This window comes from Lactobacillus sp. M44 (assembly GCF_058130005.1).
Map to the genome: position 1 here is coordinate 194,079 of NZ_CM176707.1, position 26,764 is coordinate 220,842.

The window sequence follows — 26,764 nt, forward strand, 5'->3', positions numbered from 1 at the left end:
CTAATTCAATTCATTTAGTGCCCATGCATATGCTGTTGGTGCAACTTTGCCCCAATAAGTCCAGTTATGATTATCACCAGTGTCTTTGATATATTTCACACTAATATCTTTTGAGCGTAATTCTTTTACGAATCTGTTTACATCAGATATTGGCACTGTTGTGTCAGAACTGGTAGTTTCTACGAAGAACTTCACATGTTCAGACTTTTTATTAATATAATTAGTTGGGAATAAGCTATTGTAGATTTGATCTGACCAATTAGTTTTTCCATCAGTAAAGGCATGACTATTCATTCTAATTTGATTATTTTTAGGTAAGTTGTACCAGACAGAAGGCGATATTAAGACCGCTCTTCCAAATTGGTTGGGATATTTTAATGCTAATCTAGCAGCACCATATCCACCCATTGAGATACCACCTATACCGCGATGATTTGGATTAGTTGATACCTTATAAGTTTTATTAATTTGTGGAACTAAATCTTTAATAATAGCAGTTTCTACCTGCATCCCACCTTTTTGGTTAATATAAAAGCTATTAAACCCATCTACAAACACTACAATCATCTTCTTATGAGTGCGGTGAATTAATCCATCTAGGATTTGTTGTGAATTAAATCGCTCTAACAAATTACGATGATTACCATAAATACCATGTAACATGTATAAGACAGGATATTTTGAAGTTGATTTAGGATTATATCCTGCAGGTAAATATACATCATAATTCCAATCCATCTTCAGATGCTTAGAATACATGGTTGTCGTTACTACACTACTTTGATTTGAAATATTAGGTTTTGGTTGAGCTTTTGGTTTTTGCTTATTTTGGCTGCAGCCCGCTAATACAAAACAAAGTAAGATTAATACAATTGTTGTAATAATTCGCTTATGTTTCATTTTCTTTTTCCTCCATAAAAGAACTTTTATGTCTATATAATAAACTTTACCAATAACATATTCAATAGCTTATGAAATCGATATCAATGTATATAAACACGCAAATTATTAGCATGTATTGTATTTAGACCAAATATTAAAATCAAATTAAACGATCATGTAAACTAACATATTTTTTTATTACTAACTGTCACATATGTCATGTTACTTAATATAGTTGTAAAGTCCCAGTTGCACTTTTGTAACTTAATTGAAATATTCACCCTGTATTATAGAAACTGTCAATCAGATAAGATTAACTTTTTGTAGCTATAAGCTACATCTATTTATAAAAGGGGAAATTTATTTTGAATAAAGTTAAATCAACCTTGATTAAAGTCTTTGCTGCTATATCAATGGCAGTTATCGGCTTAGTTACATTGAATACAACTACTAATCAAGTACAAGCTGCTACACCTAGTGTAGTCACAATTAATTATGTTCCAGGTTACTCAATTGCAGTTTGGAACAGTCCATCAAATCCACATATGACTGGACAATTATTAAAACACAACAGTTCATGGAAAGTTATCAAAACCACCTACGTAAATGGTGAAACTTGGTATGACCTAGGATTAAACCAATGGATTGAAGCTAAATACACTGTTGCAGGTCAACAAAACTTAGTAAAACCTGCTAGTCAAGCTCCAGTTTCAACAGTTTCTGGTAGTGAAGCTGCTGCTAAAGCATGGATTGCAAACCGTGAATCAGGTGGCAATTACAATGCAAGAAATGGTATCTACATTGGTAAATATCAATTAACTGCAAGCTATTTACATGGTGACTATTCACCAGCTAACCAAGAAAGAACTGCAGATGCTTATGTAAAAGGCCGTTATGGTTCATGGGTTAATGCAAAGAACTTTTGGGTAAGTCATGGATGGTATTAAAACCAATTAAAAATAACCTTCGCAAAATCGCGAAGGTTATTTTTTTGCACTTATTAAACTTTTTTGATTACTCGATAAATTGCAATAACTAATACAATTAATGAACATCCCATTGCCACATATGCCGCAGATCCAATACTAAATGCACTACCTGCGACATTAGCTGGCATTTGATTATCTATTGCATATTGAATGACTAAATGCTTCATTACTATTGGAGTAAGAAATAAAGTAATAGTTGATATAATAGATCCAATTAAACTAGCGTTTCTTGAATAAGGTTCTTTAAAAAATTCTGACAATACACAAATTGCAGGAGCAATCATAAGCAACAATATCCAACTAATAATTAATAAACCTGAGGTATCATTCATCATCTGGGCACTACTTGTTGCATAGCGATATGATCCCCAAAACGATCCACCTGTTAAAGTATTTAATAATCCTAAAATGTATGAACTTTGTTGGCCATATTTACCAGTATTTGATAATAATCCTTGCACTAATTGCAAGCTATCTTGGGTTCCAGCCGCATTGAAGTTAATATTGACAACTTTACGCATATAAGTCGCTAAAAACATTAAAATTGAGGCTCCTAGCTGCATTGCTTTTAACATACTTACTTGTCTAGAAGCTTTTAATTTAAATCCAATGCTTAGAGTTCGATTAGGATGGTGGCTATGTCCAATGACAATAATTCCCACTGAAGTTAATACTACTAGTGCAATTAATCCAGCCCATGTTCCAGTCATAATACATAAAATAGCAACCACAACAATTGATACTGCAATATAAGGTCTATCTGCCCAGATATTCCAAAAATTCAATTTAACTTTATGGGCTTCTTGTTGTTTTTCACGATATTGCTGACGAGTGATATGTTTATTTTCATGATCCATAGGCAATTTCTCCTTTTAGGACTTATATCCTAGCACAGAACAGATTTTATAGAAACTATTTTAAGATTTCTTGATGAAAAATTTATTCATCTAACCTTATGATACAATTGTAAGTAATTATTTTTTGGGGGCGTTTATTTTTGGCAAAGATTGAAGACATGCCAAAAGGCTGGCATAAGTCATTTTATACATTATGGATCGGATGTTTTATTACAGGATTAGGATATTCAATGACAATGCCTTTTGTATCATTATTTATGGCAGAGCTTGGTAATTATTCAAAGCTACAATTGAACTTATATTCTGGACTTGCATTTGCGATGACTTTTATTGCTCAAGCAATTATTTCACCTTATTGGGGTAATTTAGCTGACCGCAAAGGACGCAAACTAATGTGTTTAAGAGCATCTGGAGTTATGGCTATCACTATTGCAGTAACTGGATTTGCGACCAATGCATATTTCATTATTGGAATGCGCTTTTTACAAGGATTGTTTTCTGGATATATTAACAACGCAACTGCACTAATGGCTGGAGAAACTCCCCATAGAAGAAGTGGCTGGGTCATGAGCCAGATGTTAACTGCTGGAACTGCTGGCAACTTAGTGGGACCGCTACTTGGTGGGGCATTATCTAGTGCATTTGGCTATAGAATTCCATTTTTTATTACTGGATTTTTGATGTTTTTGGTTTTCCTAACTACTAAATATTTAGTCCATGAAGAATTCACTCCTATTTCTAGGGAAAAAATGCAGCCAATGAACAAAATTATGCATAACTTGCCTGATTTAAAGCTGATTATCATTATGTTTGTGACAACTTTAATTGTGCAATCTTCAACTATGTCAATTGATCCAATAGTTTCATTGTATGTAAAAGATATGATGCACAATAGTGGCAATATTTCATTTGTGGCTGGGATTGTTGCGGCAACCCCTGGACTTGGAACACTAATTGCAGCATCTAGAGTTGGGCATTTGATGGATAATATTGGACCATTAAAGGTATTAAGAGCTGGACTTGTTTTTGCATTTGTATTATTTGTACCTATGGCATTAACTAACTCACCTTGGATTTTAGCAGGATTAAGGTTTTTCTTAGGGATTGCCAGTGCTGGGATGTTACCAGCAGCCCAAACTGTATTAACTTTAAACACTCCACCTGAATCTTTTGGTAGGATATTTTCATATAATCAGTCCTTCCAAGCAGTTGGCGCAGTCGCAGGTTCATTAATGGGATCTACGATTTCTGGATATTTCACATATTCAAGTGTATTTTGGGCAACTGGTGCTACATTGTTAATCAACTTTATTTTGGTTCTAATTTTTGCTTGGGGTAAATCATATAGTAAATAAAAAAATCGTCTAGTATATTGTACTAAGACGATTTTTAGTTAATTTTTTATTATTTATCAATACTGAACAACAAAAGATATCTCCTTGGTTTACCATTGTATTTCATTACCTTTCGCTGTTCCCCAATCCAATTCATGATCACGGATCCCATCATATTTCCATCCTTCAAATAGATCATGTATATATCCCAAGTATATCTATTTTAGCAAACTTTTGCTTATTCTCTCCTACAATTCAATCAATTGTTCACGTTTATTAAAGTAATCAGAATACGACATATACACTGCAATAATTGATGCTAAACTCGTTGCAGACAATAACATAAATGTAACCATAATTTGATATTTAATTGCTCTCAATGGATCTACTCCAGCAAAAATCAGCCCAGACATCATCCCAGGTAGTGATACAATTCCGATGGTTCTTGCAGAATCGATCGTTGGCTGCATCCCAGTTTTAATGCTTTCTCGAATTAAATTCTGAACAGTTTGAAAAGGAGTTGCACCTAAAGCTAATTTTTCAGTTAATTGTTCACGCTCTTCTTTAAAGCGAGTGTACATATCTCTATAACATAATCCAACAGCCACCATTGAGTTACCAGCAATCATTCCTCCAATAGGAATTACTTGTGCTGGGATTGCCTTAATTGAACCAGATACTATCAACACTCCCATAGTGAACATTGTGCTTACAAAAATTGCGGTCAATGATTTTATAAAGCTCTTGCTATCTTGTTTTAATCTATCACGCTTCATTGCGTTCCAAGAAGCATTAAAGATGATGATAAACAGCAATACTAAAGTTAAGATCCAATTATCAATTCTAAATACATAGCGTAAAATATATCCAACTATAAACAATTGGACAACTGCTCTAATAACACTAATAATTATTTCTTTATTTAATCCTAAATGTTGCTGCTGGCTAATAGCTAAAGATACTATAACTAATACTGTTGACAAAAATAATGTCCAATTAGAAACTGTGAGATTCATTTTGATCGATACTTCCTTTGCTAATAATCATCAAATGCTGAGCTTTTTTTATTTGATCATCATCATGAGTTATCTCAATAATCGTTGTACCTGCTTTACGCTTTTGTTCAATTAAGTTCAACACAATATCTCTTGAAATATTATCAAGTCCTGTTGTAACTTCATCTAATAATAAAGCATTAGGATTGAACAAGATATTTCTAATCATCGCAACACGCTCACGCTCACCACCAGAAATGTCGCCTATTTTTCGATCTAAATAGCTTTTATCTAACGAAACATAGTCCAATGCAGCTAATATCTGTTTTTCATCAACAGTTTGTTTTCTAATTTGATATGGAAAAACTAAATTATCTCTTACAGTTTCTCCAAACAATTGTGGCTGTTGAACACAATATGAAACCTCACGACGATACTTAGTAGGAGCAATATCTAAAGTGTTTTTCCCCTTATATAAAACTTTCCCTGAAGTTTGAGTAAGTAGCGATGCAATAATTTTTAACAAAGTACTTTTCCCAGATCCAGATGGACCTGCAATTGTTAATTCTTCACCTACACTAACTTGAAAGTTGATATTACTTAAAATCTGAAGCTTATCCACTTTATATGACAGATTTTCAACTTGGATAATAGGTTCCATTTATTTTTACGCTTTCTTAATTTTTCATACTTAAGATTTCTCTGATTTTATCTGCGTCTTGGACTTTCCCTGTATAAATTATTTCATCACCAGGTTCAATAATTGTAGTCCCATGTGGTGCAAGCCAATCATTATTTCGTCTGATTCGACTAATTGTAATTTGATCAATAAAAGGCAAATCCATTAACTGACGTCCAGTATAGCGCCTATTTCTGACGACAACATCATATAGCATCGAATCTGTATCAGTAATTACTTGATATAATGCAGGCGATTCAATTAAAGCACGCATTACAGCACCACGGACAGCGAAGTAGTTATATATTTCAACTCCCATATCTTTTAAGTCGTTCAACATCTTAGATGAAGGCTGCTTTAATCTTACAATAATACGTTTGACTTGGTGTTTCTTACCTAGAACTGCTAATTGATAGTTAATTTCATCGTTATCAAAGGCAGCAATAAAGACATCTTTATCAAATGCTCCTATTTTTTCTAAACTAGTTTCAGAAACATCTGGAATTAAATCTAGCTTTTTGAATCGACTTTTATAAGTATCATATTGCTTTTGACTTCTAGTAATTAAAGTCACATCATACCATTTATCATGCAATTCTTGAGCCACAGTAATTGTAAATAAGTTGACCCCAATGACTGCCAAAGTTTCTTTAATCTTATCTTCAGGAGTTAATTCAAAGCATGAATTAAAGACAATTGGTGACACAACGCAGACAATTACTGCCGCTAAAACAAAGGCATCAGATTGGGTATTATCAATTGCATGCAAATTGCGCGCAACTTGCAAAGCTGGCAATACGATAGTAATTGTAGTTGCCGTTAAAAAGCTTCCTGCGAATGCGTTTTTTTGTGTAAAGTGCTTTAAATAAACTAATAATGCAGGTAATTTAGCAATTAATAAACAAAATACTAATACAGGCAATAACATCAAGGCGCGAGGATTAGTAAATAATGTTCTCAAATTTAATTTAACTCCAGTCATAATGAAGAAAATTGGAATAAAAAATCCATAACCAATTGATGTTAACTTATCTTTAGTAGTGTCGCTAGGCTCTAATAACTTCATCACCATCCCAGCTAAGAATGCTCCTAAAATATTTTCTGCACCAACTGTTTCAGCGATTGTAACCAAAGCAAAAATTAGAAAAAATGCTAAACGAATATCTAATTGAGTAGTTGCTTTAGTAATTTTGGCAAACCATAAATATGGTCGTTTAAATCTTCGAAGCAAAATAATTGCAGCAATAAATAATAATACAATTAACCATAATTGCTCAGCATTTCCCCCATTAATTGATGCATAAATAGTTAAACACAATAAAGGAATTACTTCACCTAATACCGCAGTAAGCAAGATCGTCTGCCCAATTGGTCGACTTAAGATTTCTTTTTCTTTTAGTGTGGCAATAACTACACCTAATGCTACAGTCATGAAGATAATTCCTGCTAGCATAGTATCTTTGAATAATCCTACTATATGAACAACTATTGCTAAAATAATTGCAGCGATTGCGATTCCCCCAAAAGCAGCAATTGCAATTGGTAATGGTTTTATTTTTGCCATTTTATTGGATTCTTGTTTTTTGAATAAATCAAAATTAATCTCCATTCCAGACAAAAACATTAGTAAGATAACTCCTAGATCAGATAAAAATTTTAGTTGCACAGTTTGCATGATTACATTAAAACCACTAGCCCCTAAAATAATTCCCACTACAATTTCTGCAACTGCTGTAGGTACGCTAGTTACTTGCAGTCTTGCCATTAATATAGGGATGACAAGGGCTGCTAAAATAACCAAAAACATTGATAATTGTTCCATACTGCCCCTTCTTTCTATTATTGATTATACAAAAAAATAACTCCTTTCGTTCATGAAAGAAGTTATTTTTCAATTATAATTTTATTCAATTACAAGATATTGACCGTCAATCCATTGGTCTCCACCTAAATTGTACCAAACAGATCCATTAGGTAAAGTTGTCTTCTTATATACTTGCCAACGAGATCCTGTTGGTAAATATCTATCTAGCGCACCAGAAGCTGGGTTCTTCCAAATCATAATTCCGTAGCCAGGAACATAATTTACTCGGCCGACACCTCTAAAGTTTTCAGTACTTTGAGTTCCTGTTGAAGGTTTTGAAGCACTAGAAGTATTAGATGACGAAACATTCTTTGATGGAATGCTGCTAAAGCCAGTAACTGATACATACTTGCCAGGAATCCATTGATCGCCACCTAAGTTGTACCACCATTCACCATTATATTGAGTTTTACCTAAAACTCTCCAGTTTGAACCATGTGGTAAATATTTATCTAATGGTTTGGCACCAGGTGTTTCCCAAACTACAATATTTCCATTATATTGAACTGTCGCAATTGGGCTACCATTGTTTGAAGTAGATCCTGCGGCAGCATTATTTGTAGGAGCTTGAGTAGATCCACCATAGTAGTGTTGCACTAATTCAAAGAATTGAGACATTGAATAGCCCCATTTATTGAAATAACCTACTGGGTCAGTATGATCTGTACCACCTAAATATTTAGATACAGCATTATGTGACCAGATTGTTCCAGAACCTGTTCCATCTGCAAGTGATGGTTTCAAACCATATTGTTTTAATAAATTAGCAACATAAATTGCATCGTTATTTACTGATTTAGCAAAAGCATATTGAGTTGGTTCTTCACATAATTCAACTTGAATAAACTTACCATTGGCAACAGGACCTGCACCCCATACACCACGATTAGTTGGATGAATTTGTTGGACACCATATTGGTCAACAAATGCATGAACATAAGCATAAATAGTTTGCCAATTATTTCTAAAATATGATGCTTCATTTGCTGCAGTTGCACCTGGATCGGCAGTTTCGTGAATAACAATTCCTTCTGGGTAGCCTTTATTATATGCAAAGTCTTCAGTAAAGGTTGAAGGCAATACATTTACACCAGAATATTTAAAGCCTTGACTTAAAATATAATTATTCATCGTAGAAGCTGCTTTTACTTCAGTTGGATGAGTTGCTGTTTTTGCTGTTACAACAGTTGCACTAAGTGCAGTTGCACAAGCTAATGCACTAATAAATTTTTTATTTAATTTCATTCATATACCTCGATTATTTAACTTTAATATATTGAGCAGGTACCCATTGATTGCCACCCAGATTGTACCAGGTTTGTCCTTTGTACTCAGTTTTTGCATAAAACTTCCAATTAGTTCCTGTCTTTAAGTATTTACCTAATGGATCAGAACCAGGCTTGCCCCACATCACAATTGAGTAGCCAGGAATATAATTAATAGTTAAAACACCACTAGTTTTTTCAATGTTATCATTTGAAGAACTATTAGTTGAGGCATTAGAACTAGTTGTTTCTCCATCTTCTTTAGCATATTGGCTATCAATCCATTGGTTGCCACCTAAGTTATACCATTTATGCCCATTTACCATAGTGTAGCCCATTGTCTTCCAACGTGATGAATCAGGCAAGTATTTACCAGTTACACCTTGTGCTGGTTTTTGCCATACAGCAATTCCATAACCTGGAACGTAGTTAATTGTAACTACACTTTCATGTTTAGTCATTGATACAGCAGTATTTGATTGTGCTTGACTTGAAGTAGATGGCTTTGAAGTATTTTCAGTTGTATATTGTGCATCAATCCATTGATTGGTTCCTACACGATACCACTTTTTACCATTAACTGTTGCATATCCAGTAATTTTCCAGTTGGTGCCATCTTTTAAATATTGACCAGTAGTATGACCATTAGGAGAGTTCCATACAGCAATTGAGTAACCTGCTACATATTTAATTTGTACAACACCACTAATTGGAGTTACAGAATAATCTGTACTTGAATTACTTGGCTTTGATGGAGCTTGACTTGATGAGCCATTAATCACAGAACCATCAACCCAGCCAGCAGTTGTATGTACACGGCTAGTTCCATCTGTATAAGTAATAGTTTTATCTACTTTAATTGATTGACCTGCAGAAATTGTGCCTGTTTTTTTAGCAAAGCTTGGATCTGCTGGGCTATCATAAGATGTACTAGTTTGACTAACAGTTACAGTTTTAGTAGTTGTTGAAATTTTAGGATCGTATTTTGTTAAATTATTAGTTGCAATACATGAATTTAAGCTAGTTGCATAAGTATGTGAAGTTGCATATCCTCCATCTACCAATCCTTGAGTTGCATCAGTATAAGAATTACAATTTTCAAGCCAAGTTTCAGAATATCTACTTGGTTTGTCTGAAGTTCCAGTACGTAATTTCAATCCATTATCTGCAAATGATGCACTCCAAGATGGATACATTCTAAATGCTGCATCGATATAGTATGAATTACCATTAGAATCTTCTTCGCGAGTACTTACAGTATAAGAGTTACCATTATACGAACCCTTGATACCAAATAAATTATTTGCTTGAGTTGCTAAGGTAGATTGTCCCCAACCTGATTCAACTATAGCTTGTGATAACATAACTGATGGATACACTCCATAATATTTAGCAGCTTGTGCTGCATATGGAGCAGCTACATTCAAAAAGTTACTTTGAGTTGTAGATTCAGCAGAAACCTTTTTAGTAGCAATCGGATTAGTTATATTTGAATGGTTAGCAAAAGGAACAGCCACGGATGACAGTAATACTGCGGTAGCAACACCAGCGAATGTTCTTGTCTTCATAAAATAAAATCCTCCTTAAAATAATACCTAAATGTATTATAAAGGGAGGATTTTTTTCTTTCAATAAATAATAGATTTTGTATCACAATTATAATATTGGAAAGGTTTTCGTAATTGCAAAAAATTATTCAGGAGCGCTAATTTGCCATGGAATTGCTGAAATAATAAACACTACAACACCAACAATTACCGCCTCTAAAAAGATTCCACTAGCTAGCTCCATCCAATAAGCAAATGCTTTTAGTGGCAAAGCTTCCATGTTAATAATAACAGGAACCATCGCTAATGCTCCATAAAAAATCATCATCATAACTCCAGTCCGCATTCCTGCCGCAAAAACGTCATGAATAAGTAGCTTTTTATCAGAACGATTATTCATTTGCTCAATAATTGTATAAAGAGATAATAAACACACAACCACAATGACTATATTAATAAAGAAAAATAATGTTACTATGTTAGCTTCTAGTGTCAAATCAGTTAAGTTAAATGCGTCAATTACAATATATTCTGCATTTTTTGATTGTTTAGCTAATTGATCACGAATATCTTGGGCATTACTTGCTGAATCATCATCTACTGCAGTATTGATAATTCCTAAAATATCTTTAGCAATTCCTAAGTCACTGTTTTTGAACCAGTGAATTCCTAAACTATAGTCATACATTGCATTAGCAATAGGTTGAGTTTGTTTTTGAGTTAATAAATTAGAATTACCGACACTTTTTCCACCAACTAAGGTAGCTAATCGATCAAATTTTTCATTAATTTGTTTTTGAATAATTACTTGACCACTACTTGTTTGAGCTTGTTTTTTCATAAAAGATGGATTCATAAAAGTCGACATAGAAAAAACTAAAGTAATAATAGTAAAAAATATCCAAGTAAGTGATCTTTTATAATTCTTGTTTTGTTCTTGATCAATACGTCGATATTCTGAACGGGCTATAGCCATCCACTACTCACACTCCTTGAATATATTTATTATTTTTATCAAAAAGATGATCAATTGAATAGCGGATACTTATAATATCTACTTTTTCAATAAGGGTATGTGCATGACTTAAGACTTTATCAATCTCTTGTGTATCACATTGCATAAAAGTCGACATTAATGTTGTAGTCATAATATCTGCTATTTGCTCAATATCTAAATTAAGATCTTGTTTGCGCACATATAAACGCCCTCCACCAGTTGTCATAAATGAAATTGCAACTGGCATCATCTTTTTTTGTTGTTCATCTAAATTATCTAAAACATCATGATCAACTAACCATGAATTAACCATATCAGCCCAATAATTTAAAGTTTTATTATTAGTAAATGCATGACGAATTAACCCATCTAATCCTTCATCTGATTGTCCTAATGCTTCAATCACATAAATAAATACCTTAGTTTTTACATAAGTAGTTTCATCTGGTGCAACAACTTTGGCATTGATTTGATCCCATAACAAGTTAAATAAGCTATGCATAATTGCTGCAGTCAAACTTTGCTTATGTGGATAATAAGATTGCAATAATGATTTAGAAATATTTGATTTTTCAGCAATCATTTTTAAAGAAACATTGCTCATTCCATTTTTTCGAATCAGATTAAATGTATTGTCTAAAATAACTCGTCTTCTAGTTATATTCTTACGCCTTGGCATAGATACTCCTCCATTAATTATTACCCAATATAATTAATTCCAAATTATAGCAAATAAAGTTTTTATTATCCAAAAGCATGCAAAAAGCTCATCCTTCAAATTACAGAAGAATAAGCTAACAACACACAATATACTAAGTTAAATTAAACGATTCTGCTCATCAAAAATTTTATGAATTGAACGGTCATTATATACATAATCAATTCCGCGTGCTAATAATTGGTCAACTGAAACGCGAACAATTCTATCTGGATATTTTTCATGTTTAATAGTATCTGTTACCACAATTTGTTCAATCGGTAATTTGTTTAAAGTAGCAGTAGCATTTTGAGATAATAATGCATGAGTTGCTGCTACATAGACTTTTTTAGCACCTGCAGCTAATACTGAATTAGTTGAAGAAGCAATTCTTGTACCAGTATCTATCAAATCATCTACAATAATACATTTCTTACCTTCTACATCACCAATCATGTCATGAACTGAATCATCATAACGAGCTCCGCGCTGATCAACAATTGCAATAGGAGCATTAAAATATTGACCGAATGTTCTAGCAAGCTTAGTTCCACTATGGTCTGGAGATACTACAACAACATTGTCATCATCTTTTGAAGCAATACCATTATCTAAGAAATATTGAGCAATTAATGGCATAGCATGTAAATGGTCAACAGGAATGTTGTAAAATCCTTGAATTTGGGATGCATGTAAGTCAAGGGCAATCAAGCTATCAATTCCAGTTAATTCTAATAAATTAGCAATTAACTTAGCAGTAATTGGTTCTCTTGATCTAGTTTTTGTATCAGAGCGTGAATATGCCAAGTAAGGAATCACACAATTTACAGTATGAGCTGAAGCTCTATGCAACGCATCCAAAACTATCTCTAGTTCCATAAAGTTTTCGTTAACTGGATCTTGAATTGATTGAATAACATATACATCACAACCACGAACAGTTTTATTAATATTTACTTGAATTTCACCATCACTGAAATGATGTACTGCTGTTTCTAGTAATGGTTGGTGTAAAATTGCAGCGATTTTTTCATTAAGAACTTGGTTTCCTCCAAGTCCAATTAACTTCATAGGATGTAACAAGCTGTGAATTTCTTCTTTATTCATTTTTCCTTCTCATCTCTAAATTACGTAACTTTGTAACACAAGTATTCTACCCGTATTTAATAATATTAGCAATTATTATTTAAAGTAGTCTTTTAACACATCAAGCATCTTAAAGCTATGAACTGTATAGCTATCATGGGTTTGTCTTGGCATAATAATTAATCTTCCATGCGCTAAAATTTGACTATACCAGCGTACGTGTTCTACTTTAACCCAATCTTTTTCACCAACAATACATAAAGTTGGTGTCGTTATCTTGGCTAATTTATCTGGTTCAATTAAAGTTTCAGTTAATTCAACTTCACTATCACGGCTACGATTGATAAATCGTTTAACCCCTTCTGTTACATAATGATATGGGCGAATTCCTGCACCATTGACAAAGACACCTGCAACAATCATTTTTTTTATTAAATCAGGCTCTTGACTAGCTAATAACATCGCAACTACTCCACCTGCATCAAAACCATATATATAAGGATGTTCAATGTTTAATTGTTTAATAAATGCTGCTAGATCATCAACTTCTGTTTGATAGTGCTGTGCAGATTGTCCCGTACTCAATCCATGACCTCGCATATCAGGTATATATACTGTGTAATATAGTGATAATGGTGAGATTAATTTATCAAACATCGCCCCATCAAGATGATGTCCATGCATCAAAATTAACGGTTCGCCTTGACCCAATTTTTGATAATATAGCTTAACTCCATTTACTGAAATTTTCATTGATTAGTCCTTTTTATAATCTGTTTACATAAGTTGCAATTGCAACTTTTATCTTATTAACGATTATATCATCATGTGCAAGCAATTTCTTTTTTGTTAGAATTTAAGTAAATGATAAATTTATACAACTTATTTACTTAAGTTTCGTGATTTTATCTCGACTAGGTTATATTATACTAGATATAAAAAGGAGAAAAATCTTATGAAAAAAATTCTAACTCTTTTGTCAGTAGCACTCATTACCTTAGGTACATTTATGATTTCTAATAAAGCAGTTAAAGCCGATGATAACACTCCTGTTGTTACATTAGGGACATCTTTAACAAGTGATCAAAAACAAGGTACAATCAATGCACTAGTTGCTCCATTAAATGGCGCAAACTATCAAACTATTACTATAACTGGTAATGACTTAGTGAAATATTTAAATCCATCTGGTTCTAACTTCAATTCAAACTCTGGAGTATGGTCTAGTGCCATGATCCAAAAAACCACTAGTGGTTCTGGAATTAATGTAAAAATCTTACCCTATGATGGAAAAAACAACATAACAACAATTACTTCTAACCAATATAAAAATGCTGCACTAACTGCAGGAATCAGTGATGCTAATATTTATGTAACAAGTGCTATTCCAATTGATGGATCTGGAGCTTTAGCTGGGGTTTATGCAGCTTATGCACAAAATGGTAATGCATTAAACCAGGCTCAAGTTAATGCAGCTCAAAATGAAATGGGTACTTTAAGCCAAATTACTCAACAAAATAAAAATAAAGATGGATATAGTGATGCACAATTGAACAATGCAATTGCAGGTGCTAAAAGTGAAATGGCTAAAATAGGCCCTAATATATCAAACAACCAAATTCAAAGTATCGTTAATAATCAATTGAACATTAACCATTTGAATAATGTAATTAACAATAATCAAAAGCAACAAATCATTAATATTTTAATTGAAATTCGTGATTCTGGAGCCTTGAAAAATGGTAACTTCAAGCAACAAGCTCAAGCATTATCTGATCAAATCCAACAAAATGCTAAGAATATTTTTTCAAAATTAAATACCCCACAAAATCGTAACTGGCTTCAAAAAATTATTGATAGTATAGTTGCTTGGTTCCGCGGTATATTTGGTGGAACAATAGTTTTATCGAGATAATAAAAATGCACTTCTTTTCAGAAGTGCTATTTTTTTTACATTTGATCCATATATTTGTTCAATTCACTGTCAACAAAATTATTACCATAGTTATTTGCATGACCTTTAGTCCAATCAAACTGTGTATCCGAAAATTGATGCAATAAGTGATACATTTCTTTCCATTGTTTTGCATTTTTTAATGGGCCACTTTTTTTCTTCCAGCCTAATTTATGCCAAGAATCAAGCCAGTGTTTATTAATTGCATTTAATACATATTGAGAATCTAAAACAAAACGTAATTTTTTATCATTATAATTAAGTTCAATTAATTTTTTTAGAGCTTCAATTAAAGCGGTTTGTTCCATTTTATTATTTGTTGCACCAAACTCACCACCTGCTTGATGTATTTTGTTTTGCCCTTGAACAATTAAATATGCCCACGCTGCTTTATCTGTTTTATTCACATGTCCGCCTTTATGTACACCAGTGTTGCGAGAGCCACCATCAGTATAGATAGTTGCATAGTAATTTAAATCAAATTCAACTGACTTAGTAGATTTTTGCTTTAAAGTTTTTGAAGTTTGTTTAATTTTTTTGATTGCATCATCAATATTACTTGGTTTAGTTTCAATTTCAGCAAATTTAATAGCGTCTACAACATTATCAAAAGACTTATGTTCAGCACCGCTAAACCCATCTACTTGTTTTTTAGCTTCATCCCATGTTTTATAGACGCCCTTTTTGCGTCCATTTTTGACTGCATAATATTTCATACTTAATCCTTTATTTTTACTACTTAATGTTAGAATATATAACATAGTAACACGAATTATTGGAAGTGATCTATTGTTTTTCAATTCAAAAAAGTATAAGCAAGAAACAGAAAAAAATATTGATAAAAAAGAACTTGAACAAGAACCTTCAATGTTCAATATGATATCTTTAGCACTACTTGCATCATTTGCTCCAACAAGAATTTTTTTGCGTATGCATCGCAGAAAGATCATCGATCATTCGACCATAGAAAATACTTCACTAGTCCAAGAACCTGTAATCTATATTCATGGTTTCAGAGGTGGGGACTATACTACGCGTATTATGGTTAAACGAGCTTGTGAAGATAAAGGAACAACTAAGTTTTTAAAAGTCACAGTTGATTTATTAGGTAACTTCAAATTTGAAGGCACTTGGACTAATGATAAACATCCAATTGTTCAACTGGTATTTCGCCAAAAAATAGCTGGTATTAACTGCATCAATTACTATCTGAAAATGACCCTACCATTTTTAGCAAAGAAATATAATTTTAAACACTATAACGCTGTTGCTCACTCGTTAGGTGCTCCATGTATTGTTTGGACGCAGATGCGTTATGCAAAAAATAAAAAATTTCCACAATTAAAAAAATGCGCTCTAATTGCAGGACCATTTGATGGAGTGATGTATTTAGGAGATATTCCAAATATTAATCATCTAACTGAAAAAGGACGCCCTGCATTAATGAGTTGGCATTATATTTCTTTATTGCTTTATCGAAAACGCATGGATCCTAATATTCGAATTTTAAATGTTTATGGAAATATTTTAGATGAAACTAATACAGACAGATTTATTTCAGTAGTTTCTGCTAAAAGCATTCGCTACATTCTAGCACCTACTGTACGCTTTTATCGAGAAGTTGAAATCAGAGGAAAAAACGCAGAGCACAGTCAGATGCATGATGATCCCTTTGTAATTAATCTTTTAAGTCACTTTTTGCAACTCAACAAACGCAGGCATCAAGCTGATTTATGATACACTCTTTATTAATAAATTATGTAAAGGAGTAAATTTTATGTTTTTCCCATTCTTTTTTGATCCATATTTTTGGATGATTATTTTAGGTGTAATTATTACAGGTTGGGCATCTTGGAATGTCAATTCGACTTTTAGCCGTTATGATCAAATCGAAAACCATAATGGATACACTGGCAGACAAGCCGCAGAAATTATTTTGAACCAAGCTGGATTAAACAATGTTACCATCCAAGAAGTATCTGGTAGATTAACTGACTTTTATGATCCAAGAAATAAAACCTTGAATTTATCAACTGCTGTCTATAATTCAACTAGTGTGGCGGCAGTTGGAGTTGCTGCACATGAATGTGGACATGCAATTCAAGATGCTAAATCATATTTACCAATGACTATTAGAGCTGGATTAGTACCATTAGTTAATTTAGGATCTAATTTATCAATGCCTCTAATTTTATTAGGAATAATATTTGGGATGAACCAAACTTTAATTAAAGCAGGAATTATCTGCTTTGCTGCAATTGTGTTATTCCAGATTGTGACTTTGCCTGTAGAATTTAATGCATCTCATCGCGCTATGGGTGAATTGAAGTTAACTGGAATTTTAGATAATTCTGAGATCCCAATGGGCAGAAAAGTTTTATTTGCTGCTGCTTTAACTTATGTAGCTGCTGCCTTGAGTACATTTTTACAACTGATCCGTTTAATTTTATTATTTGGAAATAACGACAATCGTTAAAAGGAGGAGCCAAGCATGTCATGGCTAGGAGCTTTATTGCGAATCATTTTAATATTAAATGCCATATCTGCGATTTATGTAGTCTTTCATAGACATCGTTCAGTTGGAACTACATGGGCTTGGCTATTAGTTTTGCTAGTTTTTCCTGTAATTGGCTTCATTATTTATGGATTTTTTGGACGTGGATTATCAGAAGAAAATCTATTTGCAATTAATAAACAAAAACACGTAGGCTTGCGTAATGTACAAAAAATGATTCCCAAAACGCCAAAATTAGCTGGCAATAGTGACACTTCCAAAAAGGCCGATGTGGTTATTGACTATTTCAATGAAAACCATGATGCACCAGTTTCTAAAAATAATAAAATAAGTATTTATACCGATGGTTCTGATCAATTTCTCCATATTTTTGAAGATATTGAAAATGCCAAAGAAACTATAAATATTGAGTATTATTCATTCATGAATGATGATATTGGTAATCAATTTTTAGATTTATTAATCAAAAAGGCAAAATTAGGCATAAAAATACGCTTGCTATATGATCCATGGGGGTCACCTGGTGCCAAACTATCTTGGTTTCGACCATTAATTGATGAAGGTGGCCAAGTATTACCTTTCATCACATCTCGTAATATGATTACCAAATACCGTCTAAACTATCACTTACACAGAAAAGTAATCGTCATTGATGGGCGAATTTCTTGGACTGGCGGTTTTAACGTCGGAGATCAATATTTAGGACGCAAAAAGCGTTTTGGCTATTGGCGTGATACTCAAGTTAGAATAGTTGGATCTGCATCATTATTATTGCAAGAGCGCTTCATTATGGATTGGAATGCTTCTATCACTAAAAAAGAGCAATTGGTAACTTTTGATCATCGATTATTTCCTTATTTAGATGAAGATTCATTAACTAGTGATGATGTAGCCACACAAATAGTTTCAGATGGGCCTGATCGATATTTACCATACATGCGTAATGGGATGATTAGATTAATGATGCTTGCACGCAAAAGATTGTGGATTCAAACACCTTATTTAATTCCAGATGAACCTATGCTTGCAACTTGGGAAATCATTGTTAATTCAGGTGTTGATGTAAGAATTATGATTCCAAGCAAGCCAGATCACCCTTTCATTTATCGCGCCACACAATGGTACGCTAATGAATTAACTAGATTAGGAGTTAAAATATATAGCTATGAAAATGGATTTTTACATGCGAAGACTATTATCGTTGATGATAATTTTGCAACTATTGGTTCAATGAACCAAGATTATCGATCATACAGCTTAAATTTTGAAGCTAATGCTGTCTTTTATGATTCCAAAGTCACTAAAGAAATGGAAAAGATATTCTTAGAGGATGTTAAACAATGCCACTTAATAACTATTCAGGATATTCAAAATCAATCAAGATATATTAGATCATTGCAGAGATTCTCAAGACTGTTATCACCAATTTTATAGCAAAAAATGCGTCAGATTAATTTCTGGCGTTTTTGTTTGTTAATTTTGCTAAATTCTCTAAATTCTCATTCATCCAAGCTAGATATGAAGTATTGTTTGGCATAGTTTCTCGAACATTTAAGATAGGAATATCATATTTTTGTGCTAGACTTACGAAATTATTAACGGTAGAGCTTGAAGCTTGAGTATTATTTACAAAAAATGCGATTTTATGATTAATAATCTTTTGATTCATTTCTTGAATAATTTTTGCACTTGGATCTGTTTCATTTTCTACAGCGTCTTCAAACGCTTTATCATCAATTTGGTAGTCAGTACTTTTTAGCATATAGTCAAATACTGGTTCACTTACAAAAACTGGTTTTGTATGCTTATAGTCTAAAGTCTTTTCTAACTGCTCTAATTTAGCGATGCGTTTTAAATAATTACGTGCATTTTGTTCAAATTGTTTTTTATGCTTTGGATCTAATTTATCTAATCTTCTAACTAAGTAATTAACATATATTCTAGGCATTTTTAAATCATACCAGATATGAGGATTATCCCCAGTCTTTAAGTCCATTAAGTTGTTGCCTACTTTTACAACTTTTTTATTATTAGCATCAGCTAAGCGATCAATCCAGTCATCATAACCTAATCCATTAGCTACTAAAATATTACTTTTGGCAACTAATCTTGCTGTTTCAACAGTTGGTTCAAAATCATGAGGGTCAGTGTCACCATTAGCAATTAATGGAGTTACTTTAGCATATTTACCAGCAACTTGTTTAGCAATGTTAGCATAAATATTTGTACTAGTTACAATATTTATTTGCTTTTGATATGTTGTGGTTTGTTTTTTAGCGCAACCTGCAATTGTAAGTGCAAATATTAATAAAAGAATAGTTGTTAGTATTTTTGTTGTTGTTTTCATTTGTTTGATTCTCCAAAAAACATCATAAACTAAACAACAATTTTTTGCATAAAAAAATAGTCCACATAGTGTGAACTATAATTTTTATTATTTAACAGTTTGCTCATCTTGATGTTTTTTGATCATTGGCAATATCATCCCTAATGCAATCAACACAATAGGTGTCAAAATATTCAAAATCAAAGTAAATGGATCAGGTGAATAAATACCAATTAAACAACAAACCGCTGTTACTGCAAAACACCAAATTCCTGCAATATATGATAGCCATTTTTTCTTGGTCATTTCATAACCGCCTTTGAACTTGTTGCGTTGCTTTCTTAATGCTAGATATGCCGCAAATACCCATAAGTAACGCAGTGGCATTGTAGTTGAATTTAACTTAACTAATTGCGCCATAACATCAGTAGCATTTGGCACTACTACTTGAGCTAATGTTAAGCCACCTGATAAAAAGACCACCATCCAAATACCATTGGTGAAGGCTCCTTTACTATTAGTTTTAAGTAAAGCCTTTGGAATATATTCTTTAGCGATTTTACTACCTAACATCATGCGCAATGGAGCATCAATACTAATAATTAAAGTTGAAAACTGCCCTATCGTATTACACCATGCATAAATATACATTAGAGTATTGCCCATATGATAGTAATTACCTAGTTTTTGAAAGGCCCAGAACTGCCCATTAGCAATGTAATTATTCAAATCAGAATTTACATCTTTAACATTAAACATCATCGCTAATGCAACTGTTCCTAAAATTGCAGAAACAATAACCATCCCTGCAAGCAAATACATAGCTTTAGGAAAGCCTCTTGCAGGGTCTTTTACTTTATTTACATAAGGGGAAATCTTTTCAGCACCACCTACCGCAAACACTAAGATTGATAATGATGTAAAGTATTTAACATTAAAAGTAGGCATTAAGCTCTTCCAATTCCAGCTAATTGAACTAAAACCAGCATGAGGATTAATTGCAGGCGCCGCAAACATCATCACAATAAATAAAATAGACATGATGAACATTGAACCACCAGCAATTGTAGCAACACTTTTTAACACATTGATTCCTCTTGATGCCATCCAACAAAAGACTAAAAAGATCAATAATGTTGCAAATTGCACTTCCCAAGTAGGTAAATGGTCAAATTTAGTAATACTGCCCCAAATTCCCCAGGCCATTGATCTTAATCCACCAGTACCTTTACTTGAAATATACACAATATGACAAGCCCAATAAGTCCAGCCAGCATAATATGCTAGTTTTGATCCCATAGTATATTCTACCCAGGAACTAACACCACCTTCGCTTTCTTTAAATACTGAACCTAATTCTCCCACCATCAATGCATATGGTACAAAATATAAGGCGAACATTAAAATCCAGCTGAAGATAACTTTGGTTCCATCGAAGTAAACATACCCATTTACAACGTTCCCAAAACTCCATACTGTTGAAAATGCCATGACAGCTAATTTCGACCACAACATTTTATTTTTGGTCTTGGTTTGTTCGACCATGCAAAAACCTCCTTGCGAAAATATTAACAATAAATACTATTATACTCGAAAAATTCGGCTATCAATAATCTTTTTTAAATTTTTCTTATGAAAAAACATCCTATGGTATTCCACAAGATGTTTTGACAAAATTATATTTAATTTTCGTAACCATTTGGATGGTTTTTATGCCACTTCCAGGCACTTTGAATAATATCATCTACATTTTCATGTTGAGGTTGCCAATTTAGAACTTTTCTTGCCTTAGTTGAATCAGCAACTAATGTATCTGGATCTCCAGCTCTTCTATCCCCAATAACATAAGCGATATCTTGACCTGTTACTTTCATAGCTGATTTTAAGATCTCAAGGTTTGAATATCCATGAGCAGATCCTAAGTTAAAGACATCACTTGTTTGATTTTTAAGCAGATATTTTAATGCCAAAATATGTGCATCAATTAAATCAACTACATCTACATAATCACGGACATTAGTTCCATCTGGAGTATTATAATCATCCCCAAAAATTGTAAAAGTGCGATCAGGATTTAATACTGATTTCAAAATATTAGGAATTAAATGAGTTTCTGGTTGATGATCTTCGCCAATATTACCATCTACACTAGCCCCTGCTACATTAAAATAGCGTAATGCAACATACTTAATACCATCAGCAATATCTGCGTCATGCATAATTCTTTCCATCATCATCTTAGTTGCACCATATGGGTTGATTGGGTTAAGTGGCGTTTTTTCATCAATAGGTGACACTTTGGGCACACCGTAAGTTGCAGCACTTGAAGAAAAGATAATGTCTTTAACATCATGTTCTTTCATTGCCTTAAGCAAAGATATCATCCCTGAAACATTATTTTGATAGTACTTTAATGGTTTTTGAACGGATTCTCCAACTAATGAATAAGCGGCAAAATGCATTACTGCATCAATATTTTGCTTACTAAATACTTTATCCAAAAATTCCGAGTCTAAAATATCACCTTGATAAAACTTTGCTCTTTTATCAACTGCTGCTTGATGTCCAGTAAATAATGAATCAGCAACTACTACTTCATAATTTTGATCAAGTAATTGTTTTACTGCATTAGAGCCGATATATCCAGCCCCACCTACTACAAGAATTTTCATAACATAACTTCCCCTATTAATTAAGTTAATACTAATTATAAAGCAAATTAATGCATTTTGACCAACTGAATAGGATTTGTTATAATTTTTTTGTCATTAAAAGCCAATTTAGCTCAGTTGGTAGAGCATCTCCCTCGTAAAGAGAAGGTCGTTGGTTCGATCCCAATAATTGGCATTTTTATAGATTTATTGAGTTTTAAGAGTGCTAAAGACGTTGGTTTTACGGCATTCTTATTTTTTTGTAAATGCTATAAAACGCATTTAATTTAAAGTTTGACGCAAAATTGACGCAAAAATTAAAGATTGGGGAGCGTGATAAAATCACTGGTTACAGTGATTTTTTTATTGCTGTCATCTGATAAATTGACGCAATCACAAGACCAAACTTTTAAGATAAAATAGTATCAAAGGGGGATGTATTATATATGGATGATGACAAATCAAATGAAATTATGAACGAGATTAAAGTTTTAGAAGCAATGATTGTAGCTTCATCAATAGGTGTAGTTATTGCAGTAGCAATTTTATTAGCAAGGGTGTAACACGTGTTTGATATTGATTTAGCAAAAACCAGAATTAAAGTGGCTTCTTTTTTTAATCATGATTTAGATAAATTTATGACCATATGCGGTAACTCGGATATAAGTTCAATGAATTTTGATAATACACCAGATAAAAACAGCCGATATACGAATAATTTACCAGATAGATATATTATCATGTTAGAAGCTAAAAGCCTGCTAGCGTGCGTAAATAATGCAATTAACAGGTGCTCAGATAAACCAAAGAAGCCATACAAAAAAATAATTATTGAAAGCATGGTCAACCATAAATTAAGGTGGCAAGTAGCCCAGCTGGTTGGTTATAGTGTTTCAAGGTATGATGACTTAAAGCAAGGCGCACTTGAAGAGTTCGCGGACTTATTCTTATATGAACAATTAGAACACAAAATTACTAAGATTTATGATTTACATGTATACAAATAGGGGTATCCAAAACGGAGACCCCTTTTATTGGTTTTGACCTGAAGTCCCAATTTGGGACTCAAATAGGTGCTACCAATTCGTTACCCCCTTTTATTATGTAATTGCATCCCATTGGAGAACTAACCACCTTTAACCAGTCCATGCAACTGGTTTGGTGGTTTATTACTGGCTCGGCAATTTATCGACTTAGATCCCATTTTGGGATTTCAGGTAGTCGCAATTCGCGACACCCTAATTTCAACTTAGATCGTCTTTTAAGTTAGTTAATAGTTGACCACGGTCAAATGTTACCACCCCCATATCAAAAAGTTAGTAAGATATTGCCCCTCAAAAACGGATACCATATGTGCGCTCTCCCTTTTTGTAAGTCGTGCGGGGGGATGTTTTATTAAAAAGTGGTTATAATCCCACTTTAAAAATCTTTTGTCGCACTTTTTTAAACTTGCTAGCTTTACAGCGCCAAGGCTTTTCCCAATTACCCCAGTTTTTCCAGTTTTTTTTTACCTTACGTTTGTATATGTATATATATACTGTGTGTATATATCTCTCTATATATATTTTTTAAAATTAATAAAAAAACTGGGATAACTGGGATATACCTTGCGAGAGTAAGCATTAACTATTTTTAAAATTGGTGCAAAAACAGAAAGAAGTGGTTACTATCTCGTAAACCCTTGCTACTGTATTAATCTCAAACTTAAAAACTGGGATGTGGTCTACTATCAATAAAAAAAGACAGGTTAAACCTGTCTAACTATTTTCATTATATTATTTTTGTCGTTTGGATTTAAACTCAATCCTTCGGGCATTTTTCATTAATTTTATTTGATAAGTCAATTAAATACTTTAGTCTTGCTTCAATATCATTTGAGTCCGCTATACCAACCATGGAAACACGAAAACCAATAATATAGTTAACTCGTTCTTTAATATTTAAAACCTGTTTATATGTAATGATTGCTAATTCTGATACTTCCGTTAACCATTCATTTAGTTTTGAAATTGAATTGAACCTTACAAATTGTTCTGTATACTTCTTCATATTAAAACCTTTCTATATATTGCTTATTATCAGTTAGTTATATTCGACCACGCATATAGGAGGGACAGGAGGGACACCATAAGAAACTACTGTATCGCCCTCTAATCCCTTGTGGCTCTAAGGATAAGACAGGAGGGACACCACTTTCAAACATTCTATAGACACACACACTATATATATCACTATAAAAAAAGTTTATATAAATATGGTGTCCCTCCGTCCCTCCTATGGTCTAACCTCAATAGTGCCAAGGGGTTTAGGGAGGGACACCAAAGTGGCTTTACTGTCCCTCCTGTCCCTCCTATGGTCTATAAAAACCCCGACTACTTTTATTTTTTCCATTACTTCGTTTACCTAATTTATAACCCAAGTTTTGCATGTAATAACGGATTTTACTAGCCCCTTTAGGGTTTTTAATAAATGCGTCTTGGTCGCCCAATACCGCTAATGCTAATTCTGAGTTAGTGATAAAATCTTTATCTTTAAAATTATTATCTAAAGCATCCATTAAAGTGTCTTCCAAAGCGGTGGTATAATTAAAGTTATACCGAGCTTTGTTTAATAAACCTTCTTGGCGTTTGGTCAACAAAAACGGATCTTTAGCATTTTTATATAACCATACTGCTTCGCCCCATAACTGTTTAACATATTTAGGCGTTAAATCAATTACGGGGTCTTTTTTTCGCTTGTTTTTATCCGCAAGTAGAGGTATAAAACGCCTTGCTCCAGTCTTATCTTTTAGATAATACAAATCGTTTGTTGTTCTTGCAACAATGAACTTTTTAAAATGAGTTTCCATATTGCGCCCATATGGTACGCGATATTGAAGCTTTGTTAAACTCATGAACTTTTTAACCTCTTCAAAAGAAACTTTATCACTTGCATTCATTTCATCATCATTAACAATGAATGCTCCTAGCATTAAAGAATAATCGTCTTTTTCTGCAAAACTATTAACTTGATCAGTATATAAACCAAGTGGGGCGATTTTTTGTAATAGTGTAGTTTTACCAACGCCTTGTGAACCTACTAAATCTAAACAATAGTCAAATTTAATTGTAGGATCATAAACCTTTGCTACCCCACCCATAAACCATAAGCGAGTTATTAAGATTGAAGCTTCATTTTTTTCAACGCCTAAAAACGTTGGAAAAAAATTATCTAACCTGCGTTTTTTATCCCACTTATCATAGGCTTCATCCATATAATCTCTTAAGGGATTGTATGAATTTAAATCCGCAACTTGCATAATTGCAGATAATACATTTTTTTCGCTGAATAAAATATGGTCATATTCATATCTAGTTTCGATATATTGCGCAATATAACTAATATATTTATCTTTAAATTGTCCTTTTTGAATTGAGAAATCTTTGAAGTCTTTCAATACATCAATTTTCTCAGTAAATTCATTAAACTTGAATAAGCCTTTCAAATTAGGATCATTTTCTAATATTTTAATTACATTTAAAACCGAATTTTGCTTTAAATATCCTTTAGAAGTTAAATTAAAATTTAACCTATTTTCTTTAGCTTTTTGCTGTAATTTTTTTACATTTTCAGCGGTTTTTTTATTTAAATGTATCACTGTTTTTGTTTTAGCCAAAATATCACTACCTTTCATGGCTATGGTTATCAATATTATCTGTAATTTTTTTGCCCAATGTTACAAGGTCAAAATTGATATATAAAAGCCGTTTAGCAATGATAGCTAATAATTTGTTAGTATCATTGCTTTCTGTTTTGCATTCTGTTAAAACATCATTTAAAAAATTTTCAAAATTCATTTGAGTTTTTGTATTACTTGGGTCATCTAACAAAAATAAATCTTTATAATATTGCTTTTCTTTGTTTGTCATCATTATTTATTTACCTCATTATTCAATTCTTGGCTAACCTTATCAGCTACTATTACTAGTGAACTGATAACGCCTTGAAGCTGATTAATCTGCTCTTGAGTGTTTTCATTAACTTGTAATTGATATGCCAATCTTTCAGCAACCTGTAAAGTAGCTTGTAAAGTTGCATAATTCATTTTTAAATTATCCATGGTTGTATCTCCTTTCCATAATTGAGA

The 26,764-nt window shown here is 32.7% G+C and carries 26 protein-coding genes and 1 tRNA gene; 8 read left to right on the plus strand and 19 right to left on the minus strand.

The genetic code is table 11. From position 1 onward, the window contains the following. Positions 1-900 carry an alpha/beta hydrolase gene (locus AC38BG_RS01060; protein WP_489937336.1) on the minus strand — a complete coding sequence of 300 codons (900 nt, stop codon included), beginning with the start codon at positions 898-900 and terminating at the stop codon, positions 1-3. A gap of 395 nt (positions 901-1,295) precedes the next feature. Here AC38BG_RS01060 and AC38BG_RS01065 point away from each other — a divergent pair, with 395 nt between their 5' ends. Continuing rightward, a complete protein-coding gene (locus AC38BG_RS01065) occupies positions 1,296-1,829 on the plus strand; it encodes an aggregation-promoting factor C-terminal-like domain-containing protein (RefSeq protein WP_489937815.1) in 534 nt (177 codons plus the stop codon). Positions 1,830-1,882: 53 nt separating this feature from the next. On the opposite strand, the gene AC38BG_RS01070 is transcribed toward AC38BG_RS01065, so the two are convergent. After that, positions 1,883-2,728, minus strand: coding sequence for a cytochrome C5 (locus tag AC38BG_RS01070; protein WP_489937337.1), 846 nt, complete (start codon positions 2,726-2,728; stop codon positions 1,883-1,885). 158 nt (positions 2,729-2,886) lie between these two features. On the opposite strand from AC38BG_RS01070, the gene AC38BG_RS01075 reads away from it, so the two are divergent. Continuing rightward, positions 2,887-4,083, plus strand: coding sequence for an MFS transporter (locus AC38BG_RS01075; protein ID WP_489937816.1), 1,197 nt, complete (start codon positions 2,887-2,889; stop codon positions 4,081-4,083). 227 nt (positions 4,084-4,310) lie between these two features. Here AC38BG_RS01075 and AC38BG_RS01080 read toward each other — a convergent pair whose 3' ends face one another. From AC38BG_RS01080 to AC38BG_RS01120, 9 genes are all read right to left on the minus strand, one after another. After that, positions 4,311-5,078, minus strand: coding sequence for an ABC transporter permease (locus tag AC38BG_RS01080; protein WP_489937338.1), 768 nt, complete (start codon positions 5,076-5,078; stop codon positions 4,311-4,313). Continuing rightward, positions 5,059-5,718 (minus strand): ABC transporter ATP-binding protein, encoded by a 660-nt coding sequence (locus AC38BG_RS01085; protein ID WP_489937339.1) that lies wholly within the window; start codon positions 5,716-5,718, stop codon positions 5,059-5,061. Before AC38BG_RS01085 ends, AC38BG_RS01080 begins: the two co-directional genes overlap by 20 nt. A gap of 16 nt (positions 5,719-5,734) precedes the next feature. After that, the gene (locus AC38BG_RS01090) at positions 5,735-7,558 is read right to left on the minus strand and encodes a monovalent cation:proton antiporter family protein (protein WP_489937340.1); all 1,824 of its coding nucleotides are present in this window, start codon (positions 7,556-7,558) and stop codon (positions 5,735-5,737) included. An 81-nt stretch (positions 7,559-7,639) separates the two neighbouring features. Further along, complete coding sequence (locus AC38BG_RS01095; RefSeq protein ID WP_489937341.1) at positions 7,640-8,845, minus strand: peptidoglycan recognition protein family protein; 1,206 nt, start codon at positions 8,843-8,845, stop codon at positions 7,640-7,642. Between the two features lie 13 nt (positions 8,846-8,858). Beyond that, the gene (locus AC38BG_RS01100) at positions 8,859-10,433 is read right to left on the minus strand and encodes a glucosaminidase domain-containing protein (protein ID WP_489937342.1); all 1,575 of its coding nucleotides are present in this window, start codon (positions 10,431-10,433) and stop codon (positions 8,859-8,861) included. 124 nt (positions 10,434-10,557) lie between these two features. Then, positions 10,558-11,388, minus strand: coding sequence for a hypothetical protein (locus tag AC38BG_RS01105; RefSeq protein WP_489937343.1), 831 nt, complete (start codon positions 11,386-11,388; stop codon positions 10,558-10,560). 7 nt (positions 11,389-11,395) lie between these two features. Next, positions 11,396-12,088, minus strand: a complete 693-nt coding sequence (locus AC38BG_RS01110; protein WP_489937344.1) for a TetR/AcrR family transcriptional regulator — start codon at positions 12,086-12,088, stop codon at positions 11,396-11,398. A gap of 138 nt (positions 12,089-12,226) precedes the next feature. Beyond that, on the minus strand, positions 12,227-13,213 hold the full coding sequence (locus AC38BG_RS01115) for a ribose-phosphate diphosphokinase (protein WP_489937345.1): 987 nt from the start codon (positions 13,211-13,213) through the stop codon (positions 12,227-12,229). 75 nt (positions 13,214-13,288) lie between these two features. Further along, entirely contained in the window at positions 13,289-13,945 is a 657-nt protein-coding gene (locus tag AC38BG_RS01120) for an alpha/beta fold hydrolase (RefSeq protein ID WP_489937346.1), read from the minus strand. 202 nt (positions 13,946-14,147) lie between these two features. Between AC38BG_RS01120 and AC38BG_RS01125 the strand changes: the two genes are divergently transcribed. Beyond that, the gene (locus AC38BG_RS01125; protein ID WP_489937347.1) at positions 14,148-15,107 is read left to right on the plus strand and encodes a DUF1002 domain-containing protein; all 960 of its coding nucleotides are present in this window, start codon (positions 14,148-14,150) and stop codon (positions 15,105-15,107) included. Positions 15,108-15,142: 35 nt separating this feature from the next. Here AC38BG_RS01125 and AC38BG_RS01130 read toward each other — a convergent pair whose 3' ends face one another. Continuing rightward, positions 15,143-15,862, minus strand: a complete 720-nt coding sequence (locus AC38BG_RS01130; protein WP_489937348.1) for a ribonuclease H family protein — start codon at positions 15,860-15,862, stop codon at positions 15,143-15,145. 73 nt (positions 15,863-15,935) lie between these two features. Here AC38BG_RS01130 and AC38BG_RS01135 point away from each other — a divergent pair, with 73 nt between their 5' ends. From AC38BG_RS01135 to cls, 3 genes are read left to right on the plus strand one after another with little or no spacing between them, the layout of a single operon-like run. Further along, positions 15,936-16,883 (plus strand): alpha/beta hydrolase, encoded by a 948-nt coding sequence (locus tag AC38BG_RS01135; RefSeq protein ID WP_489937349.1) that lies wholly within the window; start codon positions 15,936-15,938, stop codon positions 16,881-16,883. A gap of 40 nt (positions 16,884-16,923) precedes the next feature. Continuing rightward, positions 16,924-17,622, plus strand: a complete 699-nt coding sequence (locus AC38BG_RS01140) for a zinc metallopeptidase (protein WP_489937350.1) — start codon at positions 16,924-16,926, stop codon at positions 17,620-17,622. A gap of 15 nt (positions 17,623-17,637) precedes the next feature. Then, on the plus strand, positions 17,638-19,095 hold the full coding sequence (gene cls, locus AC38BG_RS01145) for a cardiolipin synthase (protein ID WP_489937351.1): 1,458 nt from the start codon (positions 17,638-17,640) through the stop codon (positions 19,093-19,095). A 16-nt stretch (positions 19,096-19,111) separates the two neighbouring features. Here the strand turns inward: cls and AC38BG_RS01150 are convergent, their stop codons facing one another. The 3 genes from AC38BG_RS01150 to galE form a co-directional block, all read right to left on the minus strand. Then, positions 19,112-20,008, minus strand: a complete 897-nt coding sequence (locus AC38BG_RS01150; RefSeq protein WP_489937352.1) for a metal ABC transporter solute-binding protein, Zn/Mn family — start codon at positions 20,006-20,008, stop codon at positions 19,112-19,114. A gap of 87 nt (positions 20,009-20,095) precedes the next feature. Further along, a complete protein-coding gene (locus AC38BG_RS01155) occupies positions 20,096-21,532 on the minus strand; it encodes an APC family permease (RefSeq protein ID WP_489937353.1) in 1,437 nt (478 codons plus the stop codon). A gap of 137 nt (positions 21,533-21,669) precedes the next feature. After that, positions 21,670-22,659: a UDP-glucose 4-epimerase GalE gene (galE, locus tag AC38BG_RS01160; protein ID WP_489937354.1), complete on the minus strand. Its 990-nt coding sequence runs from the start codon at positions 22,657-22,659 to the stop codon at positions 21,670-21,672. Positions 22,660-22,761: 102 nt separating this feature from the next. On the opposite strand from galE, the gene AC38BG_RS01165 reads away from it, so the two are divergent. Further along, positions 22,762-22,834: transfer RNA gene (locus tag AC38BG_RS01165), tRNA-Thr, on the plus strand. 475 nt (positions 22,835-23,309) lie between these two features. Continuing rightward, entirely contained in the window at positions 23,310-23,645 is a 336-nt protein-coding gene (locus tag AC38BG_RS01170) for a hypothetical protein (protein WP_489937355.1), read from the plus strand. Between the two features lie 793 nt (positions 23,646-24,438). Here AC38BG_RS01170 and AC38BG_RS01175 read toward each other — a convergent pair. From AC38BG_RS01175 to AC38BG_RS01190, 4 genes are all read right to left on the minus strand, one after another. Next, the gene (locus tag AC38BG_RS01175; protein ID WP_489937356.1) at positions 24,439-24,687 is read right to left on the minus strand and encodes a hypothetical protein; all 249 of its coding nucleotides are present in this window, start codon (positions 24,685-24,687) and stop codon (positions 24,439-24,441) included. 301 nt (positions 24,688-24,988) lie between these two features. After that, the gene (locus AC38BG_RS01180) at positions 24,989-26,293 is read right to left on the minus strand and encodes a VapE domain-containing protein (protein ID WP_489937357.1); all 1,305 of its coding nucleotides are present in this window, start codon (positions 26,291-26,293) and stop codon (positions 24,989-24,991) included. A 7-nt stretch (positions 26,294-26,300) separates the two neighbouring features. After that, positions 26,301-26,549 (minus strand): hypothetical protein, encoded by a 249-nt coding sequence (locus AC38BG_RS01185; protein ID WP_489937358.1) that lies wholly within the window; start codon positions 26,547-26,549, stop codon positions 26,301-26,303. Continuing rightward, positions 26,549-26,737 (minus strand): hypothetical protein, encoded by a 189-nt coding sequence (locus tag AC38BG_RS01190; RefSeq protein ID WP_489937359.1) that lies wholly within the window; start codon positions 26,735-26,737, stop codon positions 26,549-26,551. Before AC38BG_RS01190 ends, AC38BG_RS01185 begins: the two co-directional genes overlap by 1 nt. Positions 26,738-26,764 lie beyond the last annotated feature (27 nt).